Here is a 13,344-nt window from a genome sequence, read left to right as displayed (position 1 = left end):
TCCACGCTTCTCTTTACCTGATCAGGGACACATGGAAGATGAGTCACCCTTCGCAATTCACCTTGCTGCGCACCCGGCGTTTCCTGCCGTTCTTCGTGACACAGTCTCTCGGGGCGTTCAACGACAACATTTTCAAGCAGTCGTTGATCCTCGCCATTCTGTACAAGCTGTCGATCGAAGGTGACCGTTCAATCTGGGTCAACCTGTGTGCGCTGCTGTTCATCCTGCCGTTCTTTCTGTTCTCGGCGCTGGCCGGTCAGTTCGGGGAGAAATTCGCCAAGGACGCGCTGATCCGCCTGATCAAACTCGGGGAAATCGCCATCATGGCGGTCGGTGCGATCGGTTTCATGTTCGATCATCTGTGGTTGATGCTGGTGGCGCTGTTCGCCATGGGCACGCACTCGGCGCTGTTCGGGCCGGTGAAATACTCGATCCTGCCCCAGGCCCTGCGCGAAGATGAGCTGGTCGGTGGCAACGGCCTGGTGGAAATGGGCACCTTCCTGGCGATTCTGGCCGGAACCATCGGCGCCGGGATCATGATGTCGTCCAGTGATTACGCACCGGTCGTTTCCATCGCGATCATCGGTATTGCCGTGCTCGGTTACCTGGCCAGCCGTGGTATCCCGCGGGCGGCCGCCGCTTCACCGCAATTGCGCCTGAACTGGAATATTTTCAGCCAGTCCTGGGCCACGCTGAAGCTCGGCCTGGGGCAAACCCCGGCGGTGTCGCGCTCGATTGTCGGTAACTCGTGGTTCTGGTTTGTCGGGGCGATTTATCTGACGCAGATCCCGGCGTATGCCAAGGAATGGATGCACGGCGACGAAACCGTGGTGACACTGATTCTTACGGTGTTCTCGGTCGGTATCGCCGTGGGTTCGATGCTCTGCGAAAAACTGTCCGGGCGCAAAGTCGAGATCGGCCTGGTGCCATTCGGCTCGTTCGGCCTGACTGTGTTCGGTTTGCTGCTGTGGTGGCATTCCGGGGGAATACCTGACAGCGTCGAAGGGCATGGCTGGATCGAGATACTCGGCTTTGGCCACACCTGGCTGGTGTTGATCGACATCCTTGGCCTGGGGGTGTTCGGTGGTTTTTACATCGTGCCGCTGTACGCGTTGATCCAGTCACGCACCGTCGAGAACGAGCGGGCCCGGGTCATTGCCGCCAACAACATTCTCAACGCGTTGTTCATGGTGGTATCGGCGATTGTCTCGATCATCCTGTTGAGCATGGCCGAACTGTCGATCCCGCAGTTGTTCCTGGTGGTGTCGTTGCTGAACATCGGTGTCAACGCCTACATCTTCAAAATCGTCCCCGAGTTCACCATGCGTTTCATGATCTGGCTGCTCAGCCATTCCATGTACCGCGTGGAGCATCGCAATCTTGATCTGATTCCCGATGAAGGCGCGGCGCTGCTGGTGTGCAACCACGTGTCGTTCGTCGATGCCTTGCTGATTGGCGGTGCGGTCCGTCGGCCGATTCGCTTTGTGATGTACTACAAGATCTACAACCTGCCGGTGCTGAACTTTATCTTCCGCACGGCCGGGACGATTCCGATTGCGGGGCGTCAGGAAGACATCCGGATCTACGAACAAGCCTTCACGCGCATTGCCCGGTATCTGAAGGACGGCGAGTTGGTGTGCATCTTTCCCGAAGGAAAACTGACCGCCGATGGCGAGATCAATGAGTTCAAGGGCGGATTGACGCGGATTCTCGAAGAAACGCCGGTGCCGGTGATTCCGTTGGCCTTGCAGGGGTTGTGGGGGAGTTTCTTCAGCCGCGATCCGGGCAAGGGACTGTTTCGCCGGTTGTGGTCGCGGGTGACATTGGTGGCGGGACCGGCGGTGGCGGTTGAGGTGGCGGAGCCGGCGAGATTGCAGCAGATGGTGGGGGATTTGCGCGGGCCCGTAAGATAGTCGTCGCTTGTACAGGCCCCTTCGCGAGCAGGCTCGCTCCCACTATGAAATGCGATCAAATGTGGGAGTGAGCCTGCTCGCGAAAGCGGAAGTGGCCTAAGCGCTAACCTTGAGCCCAACCAAACCGGTCACGATCAACGCCACACTGGCCAACCGCACCAGCGCCATCGATTCCCCAAACAGAATGATCCCGGCAATCACCGTACCCACGGCACCCACACCGGTCCAGATCGCATAGGCCGTGCCCAGTGGCAGTTCCTTCATGGCAAGGCCCAGCAAGCCAAGGCTGACAGCCATGGCCGCGACGGTGAGGGCGGTGGGGAGCGGACGGGTGAAACCGTCGGTGTACTTCAGGCCGACGGCCCAGCCGACTTCGAACAGGCCGGCGAAAAACAGAATGATCCAGGACATCAAAGACCTCCATCGATTGACGGGGTCGTCCCCAGATTAATGACTCGATCGAGCCGCAGGGTCGTCCCCGCGTTTCGCAATAGAGTGCACAGCATTAATCCGGGGATCAAGTTTTTGGATCAAGATCGCGGATCAGTCGGTGGCCTGCTGGTCGCCGATTTTGCGATCTTCTTTCTCGCTCATACGGCGGAAATACGTCGACAGCAGGGCTCCGGAAATATTGTGCCAGACGCTGAACAACGCGCTGGGTACCGCCGCCAATGGCGAAAAGTGCGCACTGGCCAACGCAGCACCCAACCCGGAGTTTTGCATGCCGACTTCCAGGGCCAGGGATTTGCGCTGGGCCAATGGCAGCTTGAACAGACGCCCGGTGAAGTAGCCCAACAGATAACCAAAGCTGTTGTGCAACATGACCACGGCCATGATCAGCAGGCCGGACTCGGCAATCTTCGCCTGGCTGGCGGCAACCACGGCGGTGACGATGATCACGATGCTCACCACCGACACCAAGGGCAATACGTCTACCGCGTGGCGAACCCGGTCACCGAGCAAGCGTTGGGCCACGACGCCCAGCACGATCGGTAGCAGCACCACTTGCAGGATCGACCAGAACAGCTCCATGAACGAGACCGGCAGCCAGGCCGAAGCCAGGAGCCAAATCAACGCCGGTGTCAGCAGCGGAGCGAGGAGGGTGGTCACGGCGGCGATAGCCACCGACAATGCCAGATCGCCGCGTGCCAGCCAGGTCATCACGTTCGAGGAGGTGCCGCTTGGGCAGCAGCCAACCAGGATCACGCCGACGGCGATCTCCGGTGGCAAATGGAACACCTGGCAGAGTAACCAGGCCACGCCGGGCATGATCACGAAATGGGCAACTACGCCCAGGGCCACGCGCCACGGATGGCGGGCGACTTCGGCGAAGTCTTCGAGCTTGAGGGTCAGGCCCATGCCGAACATCACCAACCCCAGCAGCGGCACGATGGCGCCCTTGAGACCGATGAACCATGCCGGTTGCAGGAACGCCACGACGGCGAAAATCAGTACCCAGTAGGCGAAGGTGTTGCCGACAAAACGACTCAATGCAGCCAGTGCGCGCATGGCCTGATCCTTAATTTTGAGTAACACCGCAAAAAGAAATGTGGGAGCGAGCCTGCTCGCGAAGGCGTCATTTCAGACAACATTTTTGTCGACTGACAGACCGCTTTCGCGAGCAGGCTCGCTCCCACAGGAGAACCGGTAGGCTTTAGATCCCCTGTGGAGTCTCTTCCCCGCCCAACGCTTCAACCAGTGCCGGCAGGAAGTCGCCAAAGGTCAGCATCATCAAGGTAAAGCTGGCATCCAGCTGGCCGAGGGCTTCATCGCCACCGTCCTGTTCCGCCTGGTCTTGCAGCAGGTCTTCGAACTTCAGGCGCTTGACCACCATTTTGTCGTCGAGGACAAAGGACAACTTGTCTTGCCAGGCCAGCGACAGCTGAGTGACCACTTTGCCAGTGCTCAGGTGCAGCTGGATTTCTTCACTGGTCAGGTCCTGACGCTTGCAACGCACGATACCGCCGTCTTCGTGGGTGTCGCGTAGTTCGCACTCGTCCAGCACAAAGAAATCGTCCGCGGCTTTCTGGGTGGTGACCCATTCGGTCATGGTCGCGGTCGGCGACATCTTCACGGTTAGCGGGCGCACCGGCAGCGTACCAATCACTTCGCGCAGGGTGGACAGCAGGTCTTCGGCGCGCTTCGGGCTGGCCGAGTTGACCAGGATCAGGCCCTGTTTCGGCGCGATGGCGGCGAAGGTCGACGAGCGACGGATAAAGGCGCGCGGCAGGAAGGCCTGGATGATTTCATCCTTGATCTGGTCGCGTTCTTTTTTATAGACCTTGCGCATTTGCTCGGCCTCGATCTCTTCGACCTTTTCCTTCACCGCGTCACGGACGACGCTGCCCGGTAAGATGCGTTCTTCCTTGCGCGCGCTGATCAGCAGGAAGTCGCCGCTGACGTGTACCAAAGGCGCATCTTCGCCTTTGCCGAACGGTGCGACGAAACCGTAGGTGGTCAACTCCTGGCTTGCACAGGGGCGCGCCAGTTTGGTGGCCAGTGCAGTTTCCAACGCCTCGGCATCAACAGGCAGATCTTGGGTTAGGCGATAGATAAGCAGGTTTTTGAACCACATGGGGTGAGTCTCTCCTTTATACAAAGGCGGGCATTATTGTCCTCCGTGTGCCATAGGCCAACCCTTCTCTAAGCCTTTGGAAGGCATGAAAAAATTAATTAAAAAAGTGCTTGCCAGAGGTAGGGTCGCTCCGTAGAATGCGCGCCACACCGAACGTGAAGGGTGATTAGCTCAGCTGGGAGAGCGTCTGCCTTACAAGCAGAATGTCGGCGGTTCGATCCCGTCATCACCCACCATTCGCATTCAGTGTTACGCGCAGCGGTAGTTCAGTCGGTTAGAATACCGGCCTGTCACGCCGGGGGTCGCGGGTTCGAGTCCCGTCCGCTGCGCCATATTCGGTAACCTGGAACACTGAACGCCAGGTCACCACGGAAAAGCCCGCTGATGCGGGCTTTTTTCTGCCTGAAGTTTGACTTTGGTTCCTGCAGGACGTGTCGTTTCACCGGTTTTCAGATTTTTTTGAAAAATTTATCAATTAAATCAACACTTTATGAAAATCTGTGGCACAATGCGCCCCGCAACGAAGGTAAAGGGTGATTAGCTCAGCTGGGAGAGCGTCTGCCTTACAAGCAGAATGTCGGCGGTTCGATCCCGTCATCACCCACCACTTTCAACGCTACGCGCAGCGGTAGTTCAGTCGGTTAGAATACCGGCCTGTCACGCCGGGGGTCGCGGGTTCGAGTCCCGTCCGCTGCGCCATATTCGGTAACCTGGAACACTGAACGCCAGGTCACCACACAGAAAGCCCGCTTGATGCGGGCTTTTTGCTGTCTGGCGTTTGGCTTTTCCCGTCGCGTTTTCTGTAGGAGCGAGCCTGCTCGCGATGGTCGTCAACGATAACGCGGGAAATCTGACGCCCCGTGGTGCTCTCGGGTTTTTCGCGAGCAGGCTCGCTCCTACAGTGTGGATATCGAATTATTGCCCGGCATTGCGGGCATGTCGGTAATCGCTGACGGCCTCGTAGACAGCTTTGCGCAAGCGGTTGATGCCGCCAATGGGGCGATGGGCCTCAAGGCCGAACCAGGGATTGAAGGATTGGTTATCGCATTGCAGGTTCAGCGCAGGCGTGTCGAAGTCCTGGGCTGGCACTTTAATCCGCGCTACGGTCTGGAAGGGTGAATCGCTCTCGCGCCACTCAATGCTGGTGTCTTCGATCGGCATGTACTTGTTTGCGTCCTGACGCTGAATCTGCAAGACGAAGCACGCCGGCACCCGGTCTGTGGATAATTGCTGGTTCAGCGCGCTGCGCAGGAAGTTCGGCAGCTTCTGATTTTGTGCTGGCAAGCTGTAGTCCGGACAGCTTTCAGGGTCGGGCATCACACGAAACTTGGCATTGGCCTCACCGTATTTGTAGGGTGAAACCGAAAAATAGGTCGTCTGGGTCGGGCTGGGTGGGGCAGGGGACAGCGTCGCCAGGGCGATAAACAGATGACGCACCTGCCAGGTGCGCGGGTCCCAGCCTGGAAAAAACGCCATCATTTTTTTGCCGTCTGCCTGAGCAGCGACATTCTGACGATACTCGGCGACATCGCTGACAAAGAAATTCGGATGGCTGAACATCACGAAGTCCTGTTCGCCTCGTGGCTGCTGACTGCTCAGCAGTTGTTTGCCCGGCACCTCGTGCAGTTTGATGGCCATGCCCCGGGCATCGCGGATGCTGTCGAACTGCGGGTAGGCGTTGCCATTGGACAGGCGCATGGTCGCCTTCCAGTTCTTGCCGGGTTCGCTGAACACACCCTGGCGCAGGTCACTGGCCAGATCCGGTAACACCTGGACTTCAGCCTCCACGCAGCCGTGAGCCTTGGCGTGGGCATCGCGCAGATAGCGAGTGCTTTCGCGGTGTTGATCGACGATGCGCACGGCGGTCTGGATGATGTCCTGAGTCATCGCCGCTTCGCCGTCCGGGATCAGTTCCTGCGCCGATACCGGCCCGCGGTGTTGCCAGGCAAACCACGCCGTGGCCAGCGCCCAGCCAAGCAGCCCAAGCCCCAACAGCCAGAGCAGCGTCTTGCCGAGAAACGCGCCCAAGCGCAGCCAGAGAGTCTTCAGCATGGGGAGTTCCTTTTGATCATGGCAATTGCGACTCCAGCGGGCCGCCCAGCACTTTCAGGTACTCCATCAGCGCCCAGCGCTCTTGCGGTTGCAGCAGACGGCCAATTACACCGTTGCCGAGCTTGCCGGAGCGGAATTCATGACCACTGTTGTGGTTGCCGGTAATGCGCGTGTCGAACAGGAAACCATTGGTGAAGGCTTCGGTGCGATAGCCCAGGTGTTTCGGGTCGTACTCGAACGTGCCTTTGTAAAAGGTCGTTGCGCGTTCATCCTGCGGCGAGAGCAGTTGATAAATGCTCGGCACCGAGCCGTTGTGCAGAAACGGCGCGGTCGCCCACACGCCTGCCAACGGGCGAGCCTTATAGGCCCGTAGTTCACGTACGCCGATAGGCAGGCCGAAGCCGTCCATTTGCGGTCGTTCGGCCGGGGTGATACTGGCGTCGCGATAAGCGCGGTTTTCAACGAAAGCGGTGACATAGGCCAACCCCTTGGCCACCGACATCTGGCTCAGATCAAGGGGCTCGGTGGGCTTGGGTTCGACGTCCAGTTGCTCCAGCTCCTTCTGGTTCCATTGCAGCGCCGTGAGGTCGAAGCGGTGGTCGGCGATGTTGTTGGCAGCGCCAGGGTCGGTGCCGATGAATTCCACCGCAAGCATTTTCAAGTGCTGCACGTATCGCCCTTCGCCCTGGGTGACCCGGGGTACGTGGCAGCCGGCGCAGTTTTCGCTGAACAGGGCACGACCTTTGGCGGCCAGGGGTTTATCGATTGTCCCCAGCAACGCTTCCGGCCAGGCGGGTGGTTCCAGCCGTTGCAGGGTTTCTTCGATCAAATGCAAATCGCGCACGCGAACGCTGGAGGGGTAACGGTCATCCCCCATCAGTGGCTGCCGGTTGTTGTCGAAGAAGTTCAGCGTGGCGCCTACGCCCAGGGCTTCACCGATATTGCGCGCCATGGGCTGCTGCGCCGAGCCATTCCATTGCACCCAGTCGAAGGTCCACATGTCCCACAGTTGCGGATAGTCGACAGGGGCGTTGGCCACCCGGTAGTTGGCGGGAGAAATCGCATCGCCGAAGCTGGCGTTGGCGATGCGCCCGAAGGCGTCGGTGCGTCCCGGACCTTCTTCGGTCGGGTAGAGCCCGCGATGGGTGTCGTTCCACGCTACTTTCAGGAAGGTATCGAGGGACTTCTTGAACTCTTTGCGCAGTTGTTCGTGCCCCGTCTCATAGTCGGTACCCAGGACCTTGCGTGCGAAATTTTCGAACTTCCACGGGTTGTAGTAAGTCGCGAACAGGCTCGCCACCAGTGCTTGTCCGAAACTGCCCCCTTTCAATGTGGGAACACTGGAGGGCAAAACATGCTGCGCCGATCCGCCGTCGATACGCACGGCCTGACCGTTGAAGCGCAGTTCGCCGGTGTGGCAGGCAGCGCAGGTAATATCCAGAAACGTATCCGTGCTGCCGGGATTCTGATGCCGGGCGAAGCCCACCGGCAGCTTGTCGGGGTTGGCCGGTGTGGGTTTCTGGTCGGGGTCGATCAGGAAACCGAAGCGCGCGAGGTATTCGGGGGCGGCGAAGCGCTGTTTTGAGAAGGGCAGTTCGAGAGCGTTGAACCACTCGTAACGCAGACCTTTGACCTGGGTGCCCTGGGGCGTGAAGTAATAGGCTTCGCGGTCGGCGGCGCTCCATTGCTCCAGGTAATGCACCTTCTGCGCGGGCGTCCAGAGCGGTAGTTTCGGATTGACGACGTAGTACAAGACGACGGCCAAGCCTACTAACAACAGGACCACGATCAGAGCCAGCAAGCGGAATAAGAGGCGCAAGATAAACTTCCTTGTCGATTTGTTCTTCCGTTATGCCTGAGCGCCAGGTGCGCGGCAAGTGGCCATTACGCCAGATGTGGTGGGAGGCGGAATTTGCTTGTGTGGGAACCAGATGACAGAAGTTTCATCATCTACACTCCGAAAAGCGTTTAAACACCTGAACTTATCAGAAATCTCCGGCTCTCATGCCGGTAGCCATTGGTCGTGGCCGCCTGATAAGCTCGCGGCTTTACTCGATTGCCCTTTAGGCGCATGAACAAGGAAATAGCATGAAACAGCATCGGTTGGCGGCGGCGGTGGCCCTGGTAAGCCTGGTACTCGCGGGTTGCGACTCGCAGACCAGCGTAGAGCTGAAAACCCCGGCGCAAAAAGCTTCCTACGGGATTGGCCTGAACATGGGCAAGAGCCTGGCTCAGGAAGGCATGGATGACCTGGATTCCAAAGCCGTAGCCCAAGGCATCGAAGATGCCATCGGCAAGAAAGAACAGAAACTCAAGGACGAAGAGTTGGTTGAAGCCTTCGCTGCACTGCAAAAGCGTGCCGAAGAGCGTATGGCCAAGATGAGCGAAGAGTCGGCAGCCGCCGGCAAGAAGTTCCTTGAAGAAAACGCCAAGAAAGCTGGCGTCGTGACGACCGCTTCGGGCTTGCAGTACGAAGTGGAAAAGAAAGCCGATGGCGCTCAGCCAAAGCCGACTGACGTAGTGACCGTTCACTACACCGGCAAGCTGACCAATGGCACCGTTTTCGACAGTTCCGTTGAGCGCGGCAGCCCGATCGATCTGCCGGTCAGCGGCGTGATTCCAGGTTGGGTCGAAGGCCTGCAACTGATGCACGTTGGCGAGAAGTACAAACTGTACATTCCTAGCGAACTGGCTTACGGCGCGCAAAGCCCAAGCCCGGCGATCCCTGCCAACTCGGTACTGGTCTTCGACCTGGAACTGCTGGCAATCAAGGATCCAGCCAAAGAAGACGCTGCCAAGTAATCCGCGTCTGCTTTGAAAACAACGCCCCGTTATGCGGGGCGTTGTTGCATCTGGTGTCCGGCACGGGTACACAAAGCGAACCGATGCTGTAGGCTGGAGTCATAGCCTGTGTAGGGCCGGCGGTATCTGCGTCAGACCGCCAAGTCAATGAATTATTGGGTTTTTTTCGATGAGTAAAAAACGCCCGATCTAAGCTCAGCCCTTGTACAGCGGGGCTTTCAGCCGTGAAAAGCAGCTCTGTTCACAAGGTTATCCACAATTTGTGTGGATAACATTTCCGTGGGAGTCATCATGAAAACACCCTGGAATTTTGCTCGTTTCCTGCCGCTCGCCGGACGTCTGCTCGCACGTGGGCGGTTACCGACCTTGTTGTTTGCGGTGGCCAGTAAAGGTGCCAGTCAGGGCAATCGGCTGGGCAAACTTAAAGACGATCTGCGCCTGCTGCAGGCACTTTGCCTGGCGTACTGGCGCGGTGAGTATCGCGCCATCAGTCCCAAGGCCGTGATATCGGTGGTGGCAGGGCTGATGTACTTTCTCAGCCCGCTGGATGCGATCCCGGATTTCCTTCCCATGTTCGGCATGCTCGATGACATCGCGGTGCTGGGTTGGCTGATGAAAGTTCTCGACGATGAACTCAATGCCTTCCGCGCCTGGCGCAAACGTCAGGCGCCGGAAAAGCTCGCGGTGGTTGAGCGCCTGCCTGATACCCCTGAGCAACTTCAACTTCAGGGGCCGAAAAAACGCTGAGTCAATCAAGTCTCATCCACAGATAGATCCCCCCCGCGACCTTAGCCGCTGTTAGGATTACACTTCTAGGGAAAAGTGCCGACTCGCTAAGTGTTGTTGTCCTACGGGGTAGTCATGGATATTCAGATAATTACACGCGAAGGCGAACCAGAATATGCGGTTCTGCCGTGGGCTCAGTATCAGGCTCTACTGAAAGCAGCAGGCATCAACGAAGCACCGTCGCAGCCGGCCCCGGCGCCGCTGGCGACAACCCAGGACCCGATTCTTCCAGGTCTTGATCAACTACGCAGTTTGCGCGAAGGGAAGGGCATCGCCATCGAGGCGCTCGCCCGCACGGTAGGCATCAGCCCGTCTTATCTGGCCATGATCGAAAGTGGCGAGCGTCAGCCCGACGCTGCGATTCGCCGCAGTCTGGCCTGGGAGTTGACGGTGCCAGGGTGGAGGGATGAATCGTGAGCGTACGCATCAGTCGTCAACATTGGGACGGACTGCTGGGCGAGCTGGATCAGGCGCGCCGTCAGCGTCATCTCCTGACTTATCGGGCGTTGTTGGAGCGTTTGCAGCTTCCCACGCCCGCCATGCAAACCCTGACCGCCGCGCTTGAACATCTGGCGGCGCTGGATGCCAAGGCCGAGCAGCCCTTGCGCAGTTCGCTGGTGATCAGCCAGGGGGCCAGCCGTTTGCCGCGCACCGGTTTCTTTGAGTGTGTCGAGCGTCTCGGGCGATTTTCCGGGCCGTCCGACGGCGTTGCCGCTGCGTCCTGGCATGCCTCGGAAGTGGTGCGGGTGTTCGAATACGAGTACCCCGAATCGGCGGAGGCTTGAGTGTTTTTACGACTCAAGGCGCGGGTCGGTTACTGGCTGGCGCGCAGGCTGTTTCACTGGCCGTGGATTGTACGCAACCCCCGTGGCTGGAGCTGGCTTGAAGGTCAGTTCGCCCGTATGGCGAACCTGGGCGATGTCGGTGCCCAGAGCTTCTATGGCCACATCCTGACCTTTAGGGGCGTCGGTCTGGGGGCACGTGAAGAGGGTGTCCGCCTGCTGCGTCTGGCGGCGCTGGCCGGTGATGGCAAAGCGGCTTATCAGGTGGGTGTGATCAGCCTCGCCGGGAGCGCGAGCAAGGCGCCGGATCCGGCTGAAGCGGCGCGGTTCTGGGGGATTGCCGCGAAGGCCGGGCATCCTCTGGCGCAGATCAAACTCCAGGAACTGGCTTCACGCAATTCCACGAAGTAACCGATTTTTCTGACAGAGCCAAGTGGCGCAGGAGGAGACTTCTGCGCCATTTTTTATGGGTGAAGAGGTTTTAGCGAAACGCCCTACATCAACATCATCCTTGCCTGACTTCTTTCCCCGCTGATCCCCCGCACAGTCCCTCGCGCCCTACTTTCTGCGCGAGAGATTGTTCATGTTCGACCCGGTTCTTCACTCGGCTTTTTGCCTGTCGGTGGGCTGATGGATCACATCGCCCGGATCGAACAGGAGCTCGAGCATTTTCCCGACACCCTGACCCTCTATCGCCAACAGCTTGCGCACTGGTTCAACCAGAGCGCTGACCGGCTCAGCCATGTCGCGGACATGCCCTCACTGTTTGGCATGGAGCGGGTGATCAAGTTTGGCAATACCACCACTGTGGTCAGCAGCGGCGATGACGACTTTATCTCGACGGTTACTCAGTGTTCGACAGGCGGACCACTGCAGATCGAGAGTCAGTTCGAGTCGGTGTATGACGTGCCGCTGGGGAACATTCAGGTCGACGTGATTGCGCTGGGCAGCGGCAAATCGACGCCGATCACTCTCGATGAAAACGGCAAGGGGCAGTTCAGTTGCTTATCCGGTGAGTCTTACCGCTTGCGGGTGCAAAACGAGGTCACACCGGAGCAGCTGGATGAGCTTTTCCGATCCTACGACGGGCTGACGCAGACGCTGGAAACCTGGCTGCGCAGCGAATGGAGTGCCTTCAAACCACAGTGGTCGCAGTCGACTTTGCTGGCCGTGGGCAACGGGATGTTGGCCGGCAGTTGGGCGGCCATCGAGGGGGTGTGGGACAGCATCCAGCTGCTGTCGGACATTTTGCAGGATCCTGGCCAGTTTGCTGATCGACTCGGCCACGGTGTCGAGCAACTGAAGAAACTGGCGCAAGACACGCCGCAAGCGATGGCAAACCTGCAACTGCTGGCCAGTGACGAGGCAGTGCTGTGTCTGCTGTTGCGTGCTGCCAGCCTCTGGCTGGAAATGCTGCCACCTAGCGTGATCGCCGGTGAAATCGCCAAGGCCGTGTCGATGCGGATGGTGGAGTTGCTGATCGACATCCTTATCGCCATCGTCCTGACCTGCGCTACGGCTGGGGGCGGGATTGCCTACCTGAAAATGCGTCTGGCCCGACGCGGCGCGCAATTGATCAACGCGGTAATGCGGCTCGTCGAGGCGCTGTTCTCGATCCTCAATACCTTCATGGGTTTTGTGGAGCACTACAAAAAAATCGCCGCCCGGGGTGTCACAGCGGGGCTGAAAAAAGGCCGGATGCAGCTGCGCTGGAAGGCGCGCAACAACACTAGGGTAAAAAAAGACGAAGCCCACGACGATGCTTCGAAACAAGCGAAAAACCCCAACGGCGACAGCGCCGATACCGCCGCCCACACCGCCACCCACGGTTGCCCGCTGTCGCTGGTCAGCGGCGAGGAACTGCTGACCCTCAGCGACGGCACCCTCGACGGCATCTTGCCCTTTGAGTTCACCCGCCTCTATCGCACCAGCGCCGTGGAGCTCGACAGCGGCCTCGGTTTCGGCTGGAGCCATTCGCTGAGCCAGCGCCTGGAGCTCGACGGCGACACGGTGCTGTGGATCGACGCCGAAAACCGCCGCACGCCGTTTCCGCTACCGAGCCTGGCGCGCCCGGCGATCCACAACAGCCTGTCGCGGGCGGCGATCTACCTGGGGGACGATCCTGAAGAGCTGATCCTGGCGCTGGCCGGCGAGTCGCCGCGTTTTTATCACTTTCACGACGGCCGCTTGAGCGCGATCAGCGACGCCTACGGCAACCGCTTGAGCGTGCAGCGCGATCTGGCCGAGCGCATCCAGCGCCTGGACAACGGCGCCGGGCGCTGCTTGCTGTTGCGCTACGACCGCCGTCATTTGATCGCCATCGACTACCAGCGCTTTGACCTCGGCGACGACCAGCCACCGGCCTGGGTGACGCAACAGACGCTGGTCAGCTACCGCTACGACGCCCGCGGCCGGCTGATCGAAGCGACCAATG

The 13,344-nt window shown here is 59.2% G+C and carries 12 protein-coding genes, 4 tRNA genes and 1 pseudogene; 12 read left to right on the top strand and 5 right to left on the bottom strand.

The window, feature by feature from the left end:
* The first annotated feature begins 38 nt into the window (after nt 1–38).
* Entirely contained in the window at nt 39–1,913 is a 1,875-nt protein-coding gene (locus CKW21_RS19725; RefSeq protein WP_095195609.1) for an MFS transporter, read from the top strand.
* Between the two features lie 96 nt (nt 1,914–2,009).
* On the opposite strand, the gene sugE is transcribed toward CKW21_RS19725, so the two are convergent.
* From sugE to rdgC, 3 genes are all read right to left on the bottom strand, one after another.
* Entirely contained in the window at nt 2,010–2,324 is a 315-nt protein-coding gene (sugE, locus tag CKW21_RS19720; protein ID WP_095195608.1) for a quaternary ammonium compound efflux SMR transporter SugE, read from the bottom strand.
* Between the two features lie 132 nt (nt 2,325–2,456).
* Complete coding sequence (locus CKW21_RS19715) at nt 2,457–3,422, bottom strand: bile acid:sodium symporter family protein (RefSeq protein WP_095195607.1); 966 nt, start codon at nt 3,420–3,422, stop codon at nt 2,457–2,459.
* A 145-nt stretch (nt 3,423–3,567) separates the two neighbouring features.
* Entirely contained in the window at nt 3,568–4,488 is a 921-nt protein-coding gene (gene rdgC, locus CKW21_RS19710) for a recombination-associated protein RdgC (protein WP_008060875.1), read from the bottom strand.
* Nucleotides 4,489–4,648: 160 nt separating this feature from the next.
* Between rdgC and CKW21_RS19705 the strand changes: the two genes are divergently transcribed.
* The 5 genes and pseudogenes from CKW21_RS19705 to CKW21_RS31885 all read left to right on the top strand — a co-directional run.
* Nucleotides 4,649–4,724 (top strand) — tRNA-Val (locus CKW21_RS19705).
* Between the two features lie 19 nt (nt 4,725–4,743).
* Nucleotides 4,744–4,820: transfer RNA gene (locus tag CKW21_RS19700), tRNA-Asp, on the top strand.
* Between the two features lie 199 nt (nt 4,821–5,019).
* Nucleotides 5,020–5,095: transfer RNA gene (locus CKW21_RS19695), tRNA-Val, on the top strand.
* A gap of 15 nt (nt 5,096–5,110) precedes the next feature.
* Nucleotides 5,111–5,187, top strand: a tRNA-Asp gene (locus CKW21_RS19690).
* Between the two features lie 124 nt (nt 5,188–5,311).
* Nucleotides 5,312–5,395 (top strand): annotated as a pseudogene (locus tag CKW21_RS31885) (outer membrane lipoprotein carrier protein LolA); the annotation flags it as partial.
* An 8-nt stretch (nt 5,396–5,403) separates the two neighbouring features.
* Here the strand turns inward: CKW21_RS31885 and CKW21_RS19685 are convergent.
* The gene (locus CKW21_RS19685) at nt 5,404–6,540 is read right to left on the bottom strand and encodes a catalase family protein (RefSeq protein WP_095195606.1); all 1,137 of its coding nucleotides are present in this window, start codon (nt 6,538–6,540) and stop codon (nt 5,404–5,406) included.
* A 16-nt stretch (nt 6,541–6,556) separates the two neighbouring features.
* Nucleotides 6,557–8,359: a di-heme-cytochrome C peroxidase gene (locus CKW21_RS19680; protein ID WP_095195605.1), complete on the bottom strand. Its 1,803-nt coding sequence runs from the start codon at nt 8,357–8,359 to the stop codon at nt 6,557–6,559.
* 269 nt (nt 8,360–8,628) lie between these two features.
* Here CKW21_RS19680 and CKW21_RS19675 point away from each other — a divergent pair, with 269 nt between their 5' ends.
* The 6 genes from CKW21_RS19675 to CKW21_RS19650 form a co-directional block, all read left to right on the top strand.
* Nucleotides 8,629–9,342, top strand: coding sequence for an FKBP-type peptidyl-prolyl cis-trans isomerase (locus CKW21_RS19675; RefSeq protein ID WP_095195604.1), 714 nt, complete (start codon nt 8,629–8,631; stop codon nt 9,340–9,342).
* A 291-nt stretch (nt 9,343–9,633) separates the two neighbouring features.
* Nucleotides 9,634–10,089 carry a YkvA family protein gene (locus CKW21_RS19670; RefSeq protein WP_095195603.1) on the top strand — a complete coding sequence of 152 codons (456 nt, stop codon included), beginning with the start codon at nt 9,634–9,636 and terminating at the stop codon, nt 10,087–10,089.
* A gap of 114 nt (nt 10,090–10,203) precedes the next feature.
* Nucleotides 10,204–10,545 carry a helix-turn-helix domain-containing protein gene (locus CKW21_RS19665; RefSeq protein ID WP_095195602.1) on the top strand — a complete coding sequence of 114 codons (342 nt, stop codon included), beginning with the start codon at nt 10,204–10,206 and terminating at the stop codon, nt 10,543–10,545.
* Nucleotides 10,542–10,913, top strand: a complete 372-nt coding sequence (locus CKW21_RS19660; protein WP_003223109.1) for a hypothetical protein — start codon at nt 10,542–10,544, stop codon at nt 10,911–10,913. Before CKW21_RS19665 ends, CKW21_RS19660 begins: the two co-directional genes overlap by 4 nt.
* Nucleotides 10,914–11,321, top strand: coding sequence for a sel1 repeat family protein (locus CKW21_RS19655; protein ID WP_095195601.1), 408 nt, complete (start codon nt 10,914–10,916; stop codon nt 11,319–11,321).
* Between the two features lie 219 nt (nt 11,322–11,540).
* Nucleotides 11,541–13,344 (top strand): DUF6531 domain-containing protein (locus CKW21_RS19650; RefSeq protein ID WP_256590290.1); only part of this gene is annotated, 1,804 nt, incomplete at its 3' end.

It is taken from the genome of Pseudomonas sp. Irchel 3A7 (genome assembly GCF_900187565.1).
Taxonomy (GTDB): Bacteria; Pseudomonadota; Gammaproteobacteria; order Pseudomonadales; family Pseudomonadaceae; genus Aquipseudomonas.
This window is presented reverse-complemented; position numbering and strand designations above follow the sequence as displayed.

Bases quoted from the DNA above. Each gene is read 5' to 3' on its own strand.
- CKW21_RS19715 (WP_095195607.1), bottom strand. From the start codon at position 3,422: ATGCGCGCACTGGCTGCATTGAGTCGTTTTGTCGGCAACACCTTCGCC.
- sugE (WP_095195608.1), bottom strand. From the start codon at position 2,324: ATGTCCTGGATCATTCTGTTTTTCGCCGGCCTGTTCGAAGTCGGCTGG.
- CKW21_RS19665 (WP_095195602.1), top strand. From the start codon at position 10,204: ATGGATATTCAGATAATTACACGCGAAGGCGAACCAGAATATGCGGTT.
- CKW21_RS19670 (WP_095195603.1), top strand. From the start codon at position 9,634: ATGAAAACACCCTGGAATTTTGCTCGTTTCCTGCCGCTCGCCGGACGT.
- CKW21_RS19675 (WP_095195604.1), top strand. From the start codon at position 8,629: ATGAAACAGCATCGGTTGGCGGCGGCGGTGGCCCTGGTAAGCCTGGTA.
- CKW21_RS19685 (WP_095195606.1), bottom strand. From the start codon at position 6,540: ATGCTGAAGACTCTCTGGCTGCGCTTGGGCGCGTTTCTCGGCAAGACG.
- CKW21_RS19725 (WP_095195609.1), top strand. From the start codon at position 39: ATGAGTCACCCTTCGCAATTCACCTTGCTGCGCACCCGGCGTTTCCTG.
- rdgC (WP_008060875.1), bottom strand. From the start codon at position 4,488: ATGTGGTTCAAAAACCTGCTTATCTATCGCCTAACCCAAGATCTGCCT.